The 13,670-nt window shown below is 73.1% G+C and carries 13 protein-coding genes; 3 read left to right on the top strand and 10 right to left on the bottom strand.

All coding sequences use genetic code 11. The features are described from left to right. Window positions 1-58 precede the first annotated feature (58 nt). The 8 genes from QIS96_RS07100 to QIS96_RS07065 all read right to left on the bottom strand — a co-directional run bounded on the left by QIS96_RS07100 (window position 59) and on the right by QIS96_RS07065 (window position 7,366). Window positions 59-1,423, bottom strand: coding sequence for an MFS transporter (locus tag QIS96_RS07100; protein WP_282541534.1), 1,365 nt, complete (start codon window positions 1,421-1,423; stop codon window positions 59-61). Window positions 1,424-1,527: 104 nt separating this feature from the next. Continuing rightward, window positions 1,528-2,670 (bottom strand): M20 family metallopeptidase, encoded by a 1,143-nt coding sequence (locus tag QIS96_RS07095; RefSeq protein WP_282541533.1) that lies wholly within the window; start codon window positions 2,668-2,670, stop codon window positions 1,528-1,530. Continuing rightward, a complete protein-coding gene (locus QIS96_RS07090; RefSeq protein WP_282541532.1) occupies window positions 2,670-3,344 on the bottom strand; it encodes a DUF1028 domain-containing protein in 675 nt (224 codons plus the stop codon). Before QIS96_RS07090 ends, QIS96_RS07095 begins: the two co-directional genes overlap by 1 nt. Continuing rightward, entirely contained in the window at window positions 3,341-3,829 is a 489-nt protein-coding gene (locus QIS96_RS07085) for a RidA family protein (RefSeq protein WP_282541531.1), read from the bottom strand. The genes QIS96_RS07090 and QIS96_RS07085 overlap by 4 nt, the downstream gene beginning before the upstream one ends. Window positions 3,830-3,843: 14 nt before the next feature. Then, the gene (locus tag QIS96_RS07080; protein ID WP_282541530.1) at window positions 3,844-5,100 is read right to left on the bottom strand and encodes a flavin-containing monooxygenase; all 1,257 of its coding nucleotides are present in this window, start codon (window positions 5,098-5,100) and stop codon (window positions 3,844-3,846) included. Window positions 5,101-5,294: 194 nt separating this feature from the next. Beyond that, window positions 5,295-5,876 carry a Uma2 family endonuclease gene (locus tag QIS96_RS07075; protein ID WP_282541529.1) on the bottom strand — a complete coding sequence of 194 codons (582 nt, stop codon included), beginning with the start codon at window positions 5,874-5,876 and terminating at the stop codon, window positions 5,295-5,297. Window positions 5,877-5,889: 13 nt separating this feature from the next. Continuing rightward, on the bottom strand, window positions 5,890-6,564 hold the full coding sequence (locus QIS96_RS07070) for a GntR family transcriptional regulator (RefSeq protein ID WP_282541528.1): 675 nt from the start codon (window positions 6,562-6,564) through the stop codon (window positions 5,890-5,892). A gap of 34 nt (window positions 6,565-6,598) precedes the next feature. Then, a complete protein-coding gene (locus tag QIS96_RS07065; protein ID WP_282541527.1) occupies window positions 6,599-7,366 on the bottom strand; it encodes a maleate cis-trans isomerase family protein in 768 nt (255 codons plus the stop codon). A 255-nt stretch (window positions 7,367-7,621) separates the two neighbouring features. Between QIS96_RS07065 and QIS96_RS07060 the strand changes: the two genes are divergently transcribed. Both QIS96_RS07060 and QIS96_RS07055 read left to right on the top strand, forming a co-directional pair. Then, the gene (locus QIS96_RS07060; protein ID WP_282541526.1) at window positions 7,622-8,617 is read left to right on the top strand and encodes a D-2-hydroxyacid dehydrogenase; all 996 of its coding nucleotides are present in this window, start codon (window positions 7,622-7,624) and stop codon (window positions 8,615-8,617) included. Beyond that, window positions 8,614-10,065: an amidase gene (locus QIS96_RS07055; protein WP_282541525.1), complete on the top strand. Its 1,452-nt coding sequence runs from the start codon at window positions 8,614-8,616 to the stop codon at window positions 10,063-10,065. The genes QIS96_RS07060 and QIS96_RS07055 overlap by 4 nt, the downstream gene beginning before the upstream one ends. A gap of 81 nt (window positions 10,066-10,146) precedes the next feature. Here QIS96_RS07055 and QIS96_RS07050 read toward each other — a convergent pair whose 3' ends face one another. Together QIS96_RS07050 and QIS96_RS07045 are read right to left on the bottom strand one after the other, a co-directional pair. After that, window positions 10,147-10,665, bottom strand: coding sequence for a DUF3830 family protein (locus tag QIS96_RS07050; protein ID WP_282541524.1), 519 nt, complete (start codon window positions 10,663-10,665; stop codon window positions 10,147-10,149). Window positions 10,666-10,705: 40 nt separating this feature from the next. Further along, window positions 10,706-12,178 (bottom strand): NAD-dependent succinate-semialdehyde dehydrogenase, encoded by a 1,473-nt coding sequence (locus QIS96_RS07045; protein WP_282541523.1) that lies wholly within the window; start codon window positions 12,176-12,178, stop codon window positions 10,706-10,708. Between the two features lie 173 nt (window positions 12,179-12,351). Here QIS96_RS07045 and QIS96_RS07040 point away from each other — a divergent pair, with 173 nt between their 5' ends. Continuing rightward, a complete protein-coding gene (locus tag QIS96_RS07040; protein ID WP_282541522.1) occupies window positions 12,352-13,626 on the top strand; it encodes an aspartate aminotransferase family protein in 1,275 nt (424 codons plus the stop codon). Window positions 13,627-13,670: the final 44 nt, after the last annotated feature.

The raw sequence follows: 13,670 nt of genomic DNA, 5'->3' as shown, positions 1-13,670 counted from the left end.
AGCCTGTGCCTGTGCGCGTTCCGTGTGAACCGTGTCCGCGCCCGAGCCTATGCGGCCGCTACGCGCGGACGGCGGGCGCGGCATCCGCCGCGATGTCCTCGGCGTGCAGCAGCGAGGATCCCGCCGTCTCCTTCAGGGACAGCGCGGCGATCAGGCCGGCCGCCGCGAAGACCATCAGGTACGGGCCGGGCACGAGCGTGCTGCCGGTCGCCGAGATCAGCACCGTCATCAGGTACGGGACCGTCCCGGCGAACAGCGCGGCTGTCACGTTGTACGCGAGGGACAGTCCGCTCTGCCGCGTCCGCGTCGGGAAGACCTCCGCCGACCACACCGCGTACGTGCCGAGGATCGCCGCCAGGATCACGCCGAGCAGCAGCCCCGCGATCCACGTCCCGACGGTGCCCGTGCGCATCAGCAGGAACGCCGGGGTGGCGAGGACGAAGAGGGCCGCCGTCGCGCCGACGAACACCGGCTTGCGGCCCACCCGGTCGGACAGCGCGCCGAACAGCGGCACGAGGGCCAGGCCGAGCAGCGAGATGGCCGTGGAGAGCAGGGCGGCGCCGTCCGCGGAGTGGCCGAGGTGGTCCGTCTCGTACGTCACCAGGTAGGTGAGGACGGCGTAGAACGGGACGTGCATGGCCGCCATCAGGCCTGCCGCCTGCAGGAGTTGGCGCCTGTGGCAGCGGAGCAGCTCGCGGGCGGGGGAGCGCGGGACGGTGTCGTTGGCTTCGAGCGCCCGGTACTCGGGGGTGTCCTCGATCTTGTTGCGGATGACGTAGCCGATGACGCCGAGCGGGGCGGCGATCAGGAACGGGATGCGCCAGCCCCAGGCGGTGAGCTGGGCCTCGTCGAGCCAGGTGGACAGGAGCAGGAAGACGAACGAGCCGGCCAGGAAGCCCAGCAGCGAGCCGACCTCCAGCCAGCCCACGCCGAAGCCGCGGCGGCGGCGCGGCGCGCTCTCCGCGAGGAAGCTCGCCGCGCTGCCGAACTCGCCGCCCGCCGCGAACCCCTGGACCAGGCGCAGGACGACGAGCAGGATCGGCGCGGCGATGCCGAGGGACGCGTACCCGGGCAGCAGACCGATCGCCAGGGTCGCGCCGGACATCGTGAAGATCACCAGGGACAGGGTGCGCTTGCGGCCGATCCGGTCGCCGAGCGGGCCGAACACCAGCGCCCCGATCGGCCGGATGCCGAAGGAGACGGCGAACACGCCGAAGACCGCGAGCAGTCCGGTCGTGCTGTCCTCGGCGGGGAAGAACACGGTCGCGACGGTGCCCGCGAGATACGCGTACGCGGCCCAGTCGAACCAGTGGACGAACACGCCGACGGCTCCCGCGGCGACGCTCCTGCGCAGGGCGACCGGGTCCGTGGCCGGCTCGACCTCGGCTTCGATCGTCGTCGCGCCGGTGTGAGAGGTGGGCATACACGCCTCCTTGGGGATGGGTGGAGAAGCCGGCCCCGTGTGGTCAGTGCGGTGCGGGTGTGGATGGTCGGTGTGGTGTGGGTGGTGTGGTGTGGTCGGTGTGGTCAGTGCTGTGCGGTCGCCCGGTCCACGCCCGTCCAGGCGAGGGCCAGCGCCCCGTCGAGCAGCGCGCGCTCCGCCGGGCCGCCGACACAGTGCGCGGCGAACTCGCGCTGGTGGTTGGTGGCCGGCAGTGAGCCGATGCCGATGTACGGGTGGATGGCCGGGACCACTTGCGAGACGTTGCCCATGTCCGTGGAGGCCCGGTTCATCCGCGCCGCCTGGCCGGGCGGCGCGAACTCCCGCCCCAGGGCCAGGGCGTTGGCGCGGTAGTGCGCGAGCGCCGACTCGTCCGCGCGGAACTCCGCGTACGGCTTGCTCTCCGGCTCGACGTCGAGCTCGCAGCCGGTCGCGAGCGCGCCCGCCTCGAAGGCCCGCATCACGCGCGGCTCCAACTCGGCGAGTTCCGCGAGGGTTTCGGCCCGTACGTACCAACGGCCGTCGGCCCGCTCCGGGATGGCGTTCGGGGCGTCCCCGGCGTGCGTCACCACCCCGTGGACCCGCGCGGAGGCGGGCAGTTGCTGGCGGAGCAGGCCGATGGCGACCTGGGCCACCGTGAACGCGTCGGCCGCGTTGACCCCGGCCTCCGGGTAGGCCGCGGCGTGCGCGGACTTGCCCGTGTACGAGATCTTCGAGTGGCTGACCGCGAACGGCCGGGCCTCGGCCACGTCGACCGGCGCCGGGTGCACCATCATCGCCAGGTCGACCCCGGCGAACGCGCCCCGGTCAAGGAGCTCGATCTTGCCGCCGCCGCCCTCCTCGGCCGGCGTGCCGTACACCTCCACGGTCAGCCCGGCCTCGTCGGCGACGGCGGCCAGGCCGAGCGCCGCGCCGACCGAGCTCGCCGCGATCAGGTTGTGCCCGCAGGCGTGGCCGAGGCCGGGCAGCGCGTCGTACTCCGCGCACAGCGCGATCCGCACGGGCCCGCTGCCGAAGCGGGCGTGGAACGCGGTGTCCAGGCCCAGGTACGCCGACGTGACGTCGAACCCGGCGCGGTCGAGCAGCTCCGGCACGGCCGCGGCCGCCCGGTGCTCCTCCCACGCGGTCTCCGGGTCGGCGTGCAACTGCTCGGAGAGGCCGATGAGTCGGTCCGTGTGCCGTTTCACGGCCGCCCGCGCGCCCTGCTTCATCCGCTCGGCGGCGCCCATCACTCGTCCCCCGGAACGCCGTAGGAGGGCGCGGAGGCCGGGTCGAGGCCGCGCCGCACATAGTCGTCGCGCTGCGGGAGCCATACGTCGACGAGCTCGCCGAGCCGCCTCAGCGGGTCCTCGGCCCAGTCGACGCGCAGGTCCGTCACGCGCCAGTCGGCGTCCGCGACGACCGCGAGGCCCGCCGAGTACACCGGCCCCTCCTCGCCGCCCGCCGCGAGGGCCGCCTGCATCGCGGCGACCAGGCGCTCTTCCAACTCGCCGCTCGCCGCCGCGTACGCGTCGAGCAGCACGCCGGGGATGTGCTCGCCGGACAGCATGTTGCCCGCCGCGACCGCACCGTCCGCGCAGGCCGCGGCGTGCGTGCCCAGGGTGTTCGCGCCGCTGTACGCGAAGCCGGGCCCGGACCGGCCGAGGACCGTCAACTGCCGGTAGGCGATGGTCTTTTCGTTGCGTGCGGCGCCCGTGACGGCGGCCAGGGCGCGCTCCGGGTCGCCGTGCTCGGCGAGCGCGTCGAGCAGATCGGGGCCGAGCGTCGGGTCGGTGACGTTCTGCGAGGTCGCCGCGCCGACGCCGGGCCGCAGATGGACCACGCGCGCGGCGACCGCGGGGCTCGACGAGCTCGCCGCGATGCCGAACCGCTCGCCGTCCCGCACTACGAGGGAGAACGTCACGCCCGCGCCTCCTTCGAGTCCTGCGGGGCCTGCGCGTCCTTGGGGATCACCGCGATCGCGTCGATCTCGCACAGCCACTCCGGGCGGGCGAGGGCCGAGACGACCAGGCCGGTCGAGATCGGGTGCACGCCCTTGGTCCAGCGGCCCACCGTGCGGTAGACGGCCTCGCGGTAGCGCGGGTCGATCAGGTAGATCGTCAGCTTGACCAGGTGCTCCATCCGGCTGCCGGCCTCTTCGAGCAGCATCTTGATGTTGGCCATGGCTTGCTCGGCCTGCGCCTCGGCGTCGCCGATCCCGACGGACTCGCTGGTGTCGAGGTCCTGGCCGATCTGGCCGCGCACGTACACCGTGTCGCCGGCGACGACGGCCTGGCAGAGGTCGTTGTCGAGGCTCTGCTCGGGGTAGGTGTCGCGGGTGTTGAACGGGCGGATCCGGGTGTGCCCGCCGGCCACGACGGGCTCGTTGGGCTCGTTGGTCGAGGTCATGGTGGTCCTGCTCCTCAGCTCTCGTCCGTGCCGTACGCGAGGTAGCCGCGCTGGGTCGTGATGTGGTCGGCGATGTACTTGGCGTCGTGCCAGGCCCCCCAGATGAAGCTCGACCCGCGCCGGGACAGCCACGGCAGGCCCACGAAGTACACGCCCGGCTCGGTGGAGACGCCGCGCCGCTGGTCCGGGCGGCCGTTCGCGTCGAACGCGTCGACCTCCAGCCAGCTGTGGTCCGTGGCGAAGCCCGTCGCCCAGACGATCGAGGTCACGCCCGCCTCGGCCAGGCCGAGTTCGAGCCGGGGCTCGGTCACGCAGGCCGGGTCGGGGCCGAGGACGTGCGCCTCGGGCTCCTCGGGCAGGTCGAGCCCGTTGCGCTCCACGTAGGCGTCGGCGGCGCGGAGCAGGTCCAGGTACTTCTCGTCGCCGAGCGCGATGTTCTCGCCGAGGTCGGGCGCGAAGCGCAGTACCCCGTCCTCGTACGCGGAGGTCATGCCGAGGAGTTCGACGCCGTCGGCGGCGAGCGCGCGGAAGTCCACGGTGTGCCCGCCGCGGGCGCCGCTGACCGCGATGGTGACGTGCGCCGCGCCCTGCGGCGGCGTGTCCAGGTCCCACAGGCCGAGGACACCGAGCCACCAGCAGAAGTCCCGGCCGCGGTACTGGCGCGGCGGCCGGTCGTGCGGCCCGACGGAGAGGAACACCTGGCGTCCGGACCTGCGCAGCTCGTCGGCGATCTGCACGCCGGAGGAGCCTGCGCCCACCACGAGCACGGCCCCGTCGGGCAGTTGGCCCGGGTTGCGGTACTGGCTGGAGTGGATCTGCACGGGCACCGCGCCGTCCGGGACGACCGGCGGGATCACCGGCCGCTGGAACGGCCCGGTCGCGGCGACCACGAAGCGCGCGTCGATCACACCCTCGGAGGTCTCGACCCGGAACCCGGGTTGCCCCTCCTGCTTGCGCACCTTCGTCACCTCGACGCCGCACCGGACCGGGGCCCCGATCTTCTCGGCGTACGCGACGAAGTAGTCGGCGATCTGCTCCTTGGCGGGGAAGGCGTCCGGGTCCACGTCGGTGAACTCCAGGCCCGGGAACCGGTCGTGCCAGGCGGGCCCGTTCGCGACCAGGGAGTCCCAGCGCTCCGACCGCCAGCGCTCGGCGATGCGATGCCGCTCCAGGACGAGGTGCGGTATGCCCTGGGCCCCCAGGTGCTCGCTCATCGCGACCCCGGCCTGACCTGCTCCGACGACGACGACTTCGGTCTCTTCACTCGGCACTTCAGCCTCCACTCGGGCGGTAGTTCATCGAGGTGTCGCGGTGAACCGCGCTACCGCGTGAACATCCTTGGCCCGAGCCGGAACGCCTGTCCAACAGATCTTTTCGGGGTAGGCGATCTGATTTTTAGATGTGAGCCGCCACGAAAAAGGGCCGGACTCCGTGGAGTGCCGGCCCTTTGCGGAGTGCTGCGTCGTCAGTCGCCTCTCTGCGGTACGAGCTTGTCGAGATCGAGGTCGATCTCGAAGGGGACGAGGCGCTGCAGGGAGCCGCGGAAGATTCCGGTCGGGGCGTAGGCGCGGGTCGGCTCGTCGAGTTCGTAGACGTGGACAACGGGTGCTCCGTCCTCGTCCTCGACGTACCAGTAGTGCGGGATGCCCGCCTCCGCGTACTTGCGGAGCTTGACCGTGCTGTCGCGATGGGCGGATTCGAGGGAGGCGACCTCGATGACGAGCAGGATCTCCTCCAGGGCGAAGCAGGTGAGGTCGGCCTCGTAGGGCGCCGTGGTCACCAGGACGTCGGGCTCCAGGCGGGTCCGGGCGTCGAGGCGGGTCGTCATCTCCCTGGCGACCTCGACGCCGCCCGGCGCCCGTGCCATGAGCGCTGCGGTGAGCGCGGTGACTGCGCGGCTGTGCCACGCCCGTTGCGGGGTCAGCCTGAACACCAGGGCGCCGTCGATGAGTTCGGTGTGGCGGGGCGCTTCGGGAAGGTGGTCCAGGTCCTCGGCGAACCAGCCTTCCGGGCGGGGCGGGACCATCCAGTCGGGCAGAGCCTGCATGGCCCGACAGTAACTATTCCGCGGAGCTCTCCCCGCTCGTGAGCCGGTCCACCGCGTCCTGCATATGGGCCTCCAGGAGCGTGAGCAGCCGAGGCTCGTCCCCCGCCCGGAGGGCCTCGATGAGGGCCGCGTGCTCCTCGACCATGGCCTGCGGGTCGGGGTGGCGGTGGGTGAGGGCGGAGAGGCACATGTGGGTCTCGACGAAGAGGGTCTCCGCGATCCGGGCGAGCCGGCGGCTGCCGGACTCGGCGACCAGGATCTGGTGCAACTCCATGTCGGCGGCGCTGAGTTGGGTCATGTTGCCGCGCCGAGCCGCCGTCGCCATCGCCCGGTGGGCCTTGGCGAGGCGGTCGGCGGTGCGCTGCGGGTCCTGTTGCAGGACGAGCCGGCAGGCCGCGGCCTCCATGGCGGAGCGGGTGAAGTAGATGTCGCGTACGTCGTCCTCGTCGAGCTTCGTGACGAAGACGCCGCGGTGCGGCTCGCTGACCGCGATGCCCTGCTGCACGAGGCGCTGCATGGCCTCGCGCAACGGGCCCCGGCTGACGCCGAGTTGGGCCGCGAGCTCGGCCTCGCCGAGCTGGTGTCCGGGCGGCAGGCTGCCGTCCATGATGGCCTGGGTCAGCTGGGACGCGATCGCGATGGCCGCGGGCTCCCGCTTCACGGGGCGCAGACTCTTCACTTCCGCCATCTTCAGTTCGTCCTTGGTCGGGGCGGGGCCGGGTTCAGGCCACGCCGGTGGTGATGCGGGGATGGTGCGGGAGCCGGAACAGCGCGCCGAGCCCGGCCCGCGGCTCCGCGTCGCCGGCCAGGCGCAGGCCTTCCCAGGCCGAGACCTGGTTGGCGGTCAGGACCGGCTTGCCGAGGGCCTGCTCCAGGTCGTCGAGGTACGCGATGGTGTGCAGGGCCGTGTCCGGCAGGAGGACCGCCTCCGCGTCCGGGTGGTCGTTGGACAGGGCGAGTTCCAGGACCTGTTCGCGGCTGAGCGTGCCGACCTCGGCGGCCGTGATGATGCCCCGCCCGGAGACCTGGACGACCTCGGCCCCGGCGGCTTCGAGGAACCGTACGAAGTATCCGGCGACGTCCTCCGGGTAGGTCGCCGCGATGGCGAGCCTGCGGACGCCGAGGGCCTGGACGGCGTGGGCGAACGCGAAGGACGTCGACGACGCGTGCGTCACGGGGAGCCCGGCGGCCTCGGCGAGCTCCTCGACCTGGCGGCGGGCGCCCTCGGGGCCGTAGATGAAGCTGGCGCTCGTGCAGGCCCAGACGACGACGTCGGGGCGGTGCCGGGAGAGTTCGGTGAGGCCGTCCGCGAGCCGGTGGGTGGAGCCCATCTCCAGGAGGGCGTCCGGGCGGTGCGCGTCCTCGCCGATGTCCGTGTGCACCAGGGGCAGCCGGGTGCCGTCGCCGAGCAGTCCTTCGAGGCGCGGGTAGTCGTCCTCGGCGGAGAAACCCGGGTACAGGAATCCGACACAGGTCGTCCGGTCAGGCATGGGTTCGATTTCCTTTCGCGCGGTGAGTTTAGGGCCTGTCGTTTGGATCTTGCCGAGGTCGCGGGGGTCGGCCCGGCTGGGGACGGCCGGGATCGGTGCGGCCGGAGGGGTCTGGGGGCGGCCGGGCGGCGGCTGCGGCGCTCGCACCCAGCCGAGCAGAACGTTAGATTGTTGACAATCTAAAGATCGGCCGCCTAGCGTGTCAATCCCTGGTGAGGGGGCCCGTCGTACCGCGATCGAAGGGCGGCCTGCCGTATGACCGACAGCTCCACTCCCCGCGTCCTGGTCCTCTCGGGCGAACCGCCGCCCGGCCTCGAATCCCTCGAAGGGCAGGCCGAGTTGCGCCTCGTCGGAGAGGACCGGCTCGCCGCCGAACTGCCCGCGGCGGACGCCCTGCTCGTCTGGGACTTCGCCACCGACGCGCTGCCCGAGGCCTGGCCGCGCGCGGGCGGACCCCGCTGGGTGCACACGGCGAGCGCGGGCGTGGACCGCCTGATGTTCCCCGCCCTCGTCGAATCGGACACCGTCCTCACCAACGCCCGCGGGGTCTTCGAGCAGCCCATCGCGGAGTACGTGGCGGGCTGGGTCATCGCCCTCGCCAAGGACTTCGCGGGGACGTACGCCCGCCAGCGGGACCGCGTCTGGCAGCACCGGGTCACCGAACGGGTCGGCGGCACCCGCGCCGTGGTCGTCGGTGGCGGCCCCATCGGCCGGGCTTGCGCGCGCACCCTGGCCGCGCTCGGCCTGCGCGTCTCCCTGGTCGGCCGGACGGCCCGCGCGGACGACCCGGAGGTCGGTCGCGTGCACGCCTTCGACGAGCTGGACGCGCTGCTCCCGGAGGCCGACTGGGTGGTGTGCGCCGCGCCCCTGACCGAGCGGACCAGGGACATGTTCGACGCGCGCGCCTTCGCCCTGATGAAGCGCGGGGCCCGCTTCCTGAACGTGGGGCGCGGCCCCCTCGTCGTCGAGGACGACCTGCTCGCCGCCTTGCGCTCCGGGCGGTTGGGCGGCGCGGCCCTCGACGTGTTCCGGGAGGAGCCGCTGCCCGCCGACAGCCCGCTGTGGGACGCGCCCGGCCTCCTGGTCTCGCCGCACATGTCGGCCGACACCACCACCTGGCTCGACGACCTGGCCGCGGTGTTCGTCGACAACTTCGGCCGCTGGCGCGCGGGCCGCCCGCTGCGCAACGTCGTCGACAAGAAGCTCGGCTACGTCCCGTACGCCACCCCTGCTGATGGAGGGCACCGATGACGAACGTGCAGGAAGAAGCCCGTACGCCCGGCCGGGGAGTGACCGGCCCCGCCGCCCTCACCGCGACCGAGCTGCTCGCCGCGTACGCGACCGGCGAGCTCTCCCCGGTCACCGCGACCGAGGCCGTGCTCGACCGGATCGCGGAGGCCGACCCGAGGCTCAACGCGTACTGCCTGGTCGACCGGGACGCGGCGCTCGCGCAGGCCCAGGAGAGCGCCGAGCGGTGGCGGCGCGGGCAGCCGCTCGGCCTGGTCGACGGCGTGCCCACCTCGATCAAGGACCTGTTCCTGACCCGGGGTTGGCCCACCCTGCGCGGCTCGCTCAGCATCGCCGCAGAGCAGCCCTGGGACGCGGACGCGCCGTGTGTGGCGCGGCTGCGGGAGCACGGCGCGGTGTTCGTGGGCAAGACGACGACGCCCGAGTTCGGCTGGAAGGGCGTCACCGACAATCCGCTGACCGGCGTGACCCGCAACCCCTGGGACCCGAGCCGGACCTCGGGCGGCTCGTCGGGCGGCAGCGCCGCGGCGGTCGCGGCCGGGATGGGCCCGCTCTCGGTGGGCACCGACGGCGGCGGCTCGGTGCGCATCCCGGCGGCGTTCTGCGGCGTCTTCGGCATGAAGCCGACGTACGGGCGGATCCCGCTGTTCCCGGCCAGCCCCTTCGGGACGCTCGCGCACGCGGGCCCGATGACGCGGACCGTCGCCGACGCGGCGCTCCTGATGGACGTGGTGTGCGGCGCGGACAGCCGCGACTGGTCCCAACTGGCCGCCCCCGAGGGCCGGTTCCGCGCCGCGCTCGAAGGGGACTCGCTCGCGGGCCTGCGCATCGCCTACGCGCCGACGCTCGCGGGCGCCGAGGTCGACCCGCAGATCGCGGCGCGGGTGGCGCGGGTCGCGAAGCTGCTCGCCGGGCTCGGGGCCGAAGTCGTCGAGGCGGCACCGGAGTTCGAGGACCCGGTGGAGGCGTACCACACGCTGTGGTTCACGGGCGCGGCGAAGGTCGTCGAGCACCTCGGCCCGGAGCAGCGCGCCCGCCTCGACCCGGGCCTGCAGGAGATCGTCGCCGAGGGCGCGGAGCGCACCGCCCTCGACTACCTGGGCGCGGTCGACACCCGGATGGCGCTCGGCGTCCTGATGGGCGCGTTCCACGAGACGTACGACCTGCTGCTCACGCCGGCCGTGCCGCGCACCGCGTTCGCGGCGGGCGTCGAGGTGCCGGAGGGCAGCGGGCTCGCGCGGTGGACGGGGTGGACGCCGTTCACGTACCCGTTCAACCTGACGCAGCAGCCGGCGGCGAGCGTGCCCTGCGGGACGACGGACGAAGGGCTGCCGGTGGGCGCGCAGTTGGTGGCGGCGCGGCACGGGGACGCCCTTGTCCTCAGGGCCGCGCATCTGCTGCAGCAGGAGCTGCTGCGGGAGGGCGTGGTGGCCACGGACCCGGTGGGCTGAGTCCCGGCTGATTGAGTCCCGGCTGTACGGGAAAGGGGCGGGCCGCCCGGCCCGCCCCTTCGCCTGTGCCCGCGCGTGTGCTCAGGCCCTGCGGAACTGCAGGGACTCGCCGAGCGCGCCCGCCCGCCACAGGTCCTGGCAGGCGTCCGCCATCCGGTCCAGGCCGTCGACGATCGAGCCCCAGACGATGCCGGGCACCCAGCCCTGGTCGCCGTTGATCAGCAGATTGTTGCGCTCGTAGAACAGCGCCAGGTCGACGACCGTGGCCCGCTCGGCGTGCGCGGCCTGCCCGCCCTGCTGCTCGGCGGCCGCCTCGTACCCGTACGAGGAGGTGTTCAACTGCGTGTCCGTGAACGTGAAGTAGCAGAGGTCGCCCGGGATCGGGGTGATCGTCGGGTTCTCCAGCGGGGGCTCCTGCGGGGCGAACGGGGGGACCAGGGTGTAGATCTCGTTGCGCGCGTACTTGGCGTGGTAGACGTCGCCGCCGAGCGGCAGCGCGTCCCACACGGCCTGGCAGGTGATCGGGGCCTTGTCGTCGAGGAGCAGGGCGGTGCAGGTGACGCCGCGCTTGGGCAGCGAGACCTCGATATGGCGGGGCATGCGAACCCTCCGGTGCGGTAGGCGGTACGTGGGACGGAGCTCAGCTCATCGGCATCGCGAGGTACCGGGTCTCCAGGAACTCGTCGATGCCGACGCTGCCGCCCTCGCGGCCGAGACCGGACTGCTTGACCCCGCCGAACGGTGCCGCCGGGTTGGAGACCACGCCCTTGTTGAGCCCGACCATGCCGGTGTCCAGGCGCTCGCCGACCCGGAAGGCCCGCTCCAGGCTCTGCGTGAACACATAACTCACCAGGCCGTACGGGGTGTCGTTGGCGGCGGTGAGCGCCTCGTCCTCGTCGGTGAACGTGAGGATGGGGGCGACGGGGCCGAAGACCTCCTGGTGCAGCATCGCCGCGTCGGTGGGGACTCCGGTCAGCACCGTCGGCCGGTAGAAGTACCCGTCGCCCGGGGCGTGTTCACCGCCGACCAGGGTCTTCGCACCGCGCCCGACGGCGTCCCCGACCAGCTCGTCGACCTTGCCGCGGCCGTCCGCGTCGATCAGCGGGCCGACGTCCACGCCCGGCTCGGTGCCGCGGCCCACGGTGAGGGCGCCCATGCGGGCGGCGAGGCGCTCGGCGAAGGCCCCGGCGACGCTCTCGTGGACGTAGAGCCGGTTGGCGGCGGTGCAGGCCTCGCCCATGTTCCGCATCTTGGCGGCGAAGGCGCCCTCCACCGCGCGGTCCAGGTCGGCGTCCTCGAAGACCAGGAACGGGGCGTTGCCGCCGAGCTCCAGGGAGACCCGCAGGACCTGCTCGGCGGACTGTTCGAGGAGCAGCCGGCCGACCGCCGTAGAGCCGGTGAACGACAGCTTCCGGATGATCCCGCCGCGCAGGAGCGGCTCGACGACCTCGCCGGGACGGCTCGTCGTCAGGACGTTGAGCACCCCGTCCGGGAGCCCCGCCTCGCGCAGGATCCCGGCGAGCGCGAGCAGCGAGAGCGGCGTCTGCTCGGCGGGCTTGACGACCATCGTGCAGCCCGCGGCGACGGCCGGGCCGATCTTGCGCGTGCCCATGGCGAGCGGGAAGTTCCACGGCGTGATCAGCAGCACCGGGCCGACCGGGCGGCGCATCACGACGAAGCGGTCCTTGCCGTCGGGCGAGGTCTGGTACCCGCCGTCGATCCGGACGGCCTCCTCGGCGAACCAGCGGAAGAACTCCGCCGCGTACGCCACCTCGCCCCTGGCCTCGGCCAGCGGCTTGCCCATCTCCAGGGTCATCAGGAGCGCCAGGTCGTCCTGCCGCTCGTGCAGCAGTGCGTACGCCCGGCGCAGGATCTCGCCGCGCTCGCGCGGGGCGGTCGCCGCCCAGGCCTCCTGCGCCGCGCCCGCCGCCTCGGCCGCCGCGCGGGCGTCCTCCGCGCCCGCGTCCGCGACCGTGCGCAGCTCGCGGGCGAGCGCCGGGTCCTCGACCGGGAACCGGGCCCCGGACGCGGCCGGGCGCCAGCTCCCGCCGATGAAGAGACCGTCCGGCACCGCGTCGACGACGGCCCGCTCGTGTTCCGTCCAAGTGCTCACGCGTACTCCCGCTCAACTCGCCTATGGACAGCGTTGGAAATGGCATGCTTGCATGCGTGCAGGTTGTTGACAATCCTACGATGAATCGACAGTCCTGAGAACGCCCCGGGGCCCCGGAGCCCTGGATCCCCGGGTGACCGAGAACCGTGCCGTCCGCGTCCGAGGAGACGTCCATGAGCGCACTGTCCCCCGTCCTCAAGCAGGCAACGCAGGTCCTGGCCGTACGCGGCGAGGGCGTCCACCTCTACGACGAATCCGGGCGCGCCCACCTGGACTTCACCGCCGGCATCGGCGTGACCAGCACCGGGCACTGCCACCCGCGCGTGGTCGCCGCCGCGCAGGAGCAGGTCGGCAAGCTGGTGCACGGCCAGTACACGACGGTCATGCACCAGCCGCTCCTGACCTTGACCGAGCGCCTCGGCGAGGTCCTGCCCGCCGGGATCGACTCGCTGTTCTACGTCAACTCCGGCTCCGAGGCCGTCGAGGCGGCGATGCGCCTGGCCAAGCAGGCCACCGGGCGGCCCAACATCGTGGCGTTCCAGGGCGGCTTCCACGGGCGCACGATGGCCGCCGCGTCGATGACGACCTCGGCCACCAAGTTCCGCTCCGGGTACGGGCCGCTGATGCCCGGCGTGGCCCTCGCCCCGTTCCCGAACGCCTTCCACTACGGCTGGGACGAGGAGACCGCGACCCGCTTCGCGCTGCGCGAGCTCGACCAGCTCCTCGCCACCGTGACCGCGCCCGCCGACACGGCCGCGTTCATCGTCGAGCCGGTCCTCGGCGAGGGCGGGTACGTACCGGCGAACACGGCCTTCCTGCAGGGGCTGCGGGAGCGCGCCGACCGGCACGGCATCCTGCTCATCCTGGACGAGGTGCAGACCGGCTTCGGGCGCACCGGCAAGTTCTGGGGCCACGACCACTTCGGCGGCAGGCCCGACATCGTCGTCACCGCGAAGGGCCTGGCCAGCGGCTTCCCACTGTCCGCGATCGCCGCCCCGGAGGCGCTGATGGCGAAGGCCTGGCCGGGTTCGCAGGGCGGCACGTACGGCGGCAACGCGGTCGCCTGCGCCGCCGCCATCGCCACCCTCGACGTGATCCAGGACGAGAAGCTCGTCGAGAACGCGGCCACGCGCGGCGGCCAGCTCTTCACCGGCCTGCGCGAGGTCGCCGCAAAGCACGCCGCGGGCGCAGGCCGCGCGGGCATCGGTGACGTGCGCGGGCTCGGCCTGATGGCGGGCACGGAGTTCACCGGCGCGGACGGCGAGCCGGACGGCGCGACCGCGGCGAAGGTGCACGCCGCCGCCGGGGAGCGCGGCCTGCTCCTGCTCACCTGCGGCACGCAGGGCCAGGTGGTACGGATGATCCCGCCGCTCGTGGTGAGCGAGGCCGAGGTGGCGGAGGGGCTCAGGCTGTGGGAGGAGTCCGTGGACGCGGTCCTGGGCAGCTGAACCCCGGAGCGCAATAACCGCAAGTCACCCTACGAACCCGGGAG

Origin of the sequence: Streptomyces cavernicola (assembly GCF_029968035.1) — a bacterium.
GTDB classification, from domain to species: Bacteria; Actinomycetota; Actinomycetes; order Streptomycetales; family Streptomycetaceae; genus Streptomyces; species Streptomyces cavernicola.
The sequence above is the reverse complement of the archived record's forward strand: the minus strand, read 5'-3'. Positions and strand labels throughout refer to the sequence as shown.

What these genes read in the sequence shown, in the direction of transcription:
- QIS96_RS07075 (WP_282541529.1), bottom strand. Translation starts at nt 5,876, where the DNA reads ATGCAGGCTCTGCCCGACTGGATGGTCCCGCCCCGCCCGGAAGGCTGG.
- QIS96_RS07100 (WP_282541534.1), bottom strand. Translation starts at nt 1,423, where the DNA reads ATGCCCACCTCTCACACCGGCGCGACGACGATCGAAGCCGAGGTCGAG.
- QIS96_RS07065 (WP_282541527.1), bottom strand. Translation starts at nt 7,366, where the DNA reads ATGCCTGACCGGACGACCTGTGTCGGATTCCTGTACCCGGGTTTCTCC.
- QIS96_RS07095 (WP_282541533.1), bottom strand. Translation starts at nt 2,670, where the DNA reads ATGGGCGCCGCCGAGCGGATGAAGCAGGGCGCGCGGGCGGCCGTGAAA.
- QIS96_RS07040 (WP_282541522.1), top strand. Translation starts at nt 12,352, where the DNA reads ATGAGCGCACTGTCCCCCGTCCTCAAGCAGGCAACGCAGGTCCTGGCC.
- QIS96_RS07060 (WP_282541526.1), top strand. Translation starts at nt 7,622, where the DNA reads ATGACCGACAGCTCCACTCCCCGCGTCCTGGTCCTCTCGGGCGAACCG.
- QIS96_RS07050 (WP_282541524.1), bottom strand. Translation starts at nt 10,665, where the DNA reads ATGCCCCGCCATATCGAGGTCTCGCTGCCCAAGCGCGGCGTCACCTGC.
- QIS96_RS07070 (WP_282541528.1), bottom strand. Translation starts at nt 6,564, where the DNA reads ATGGCGGAAGTGAAGAGTCTGCGCCCCGTGAAGCGGGAGCCCGCGGCC.
- QIS96_RS07055 (WP_282541525.1), top strand. Translation starts at nt 8,614, where the DNA reads ATGACGAACGTGCAGGAAGAAGCCCGTACGCCCGGCCGGGGAGTGACC.
- QIS96_RS07085 (WP_282541531.1), bottom strand. Translation starts at nt 3,829, where the DNA reads ATGACCTCGACCAACGAGCCCAACGAGCCCGTCGTGGCCGGCGGGCAC.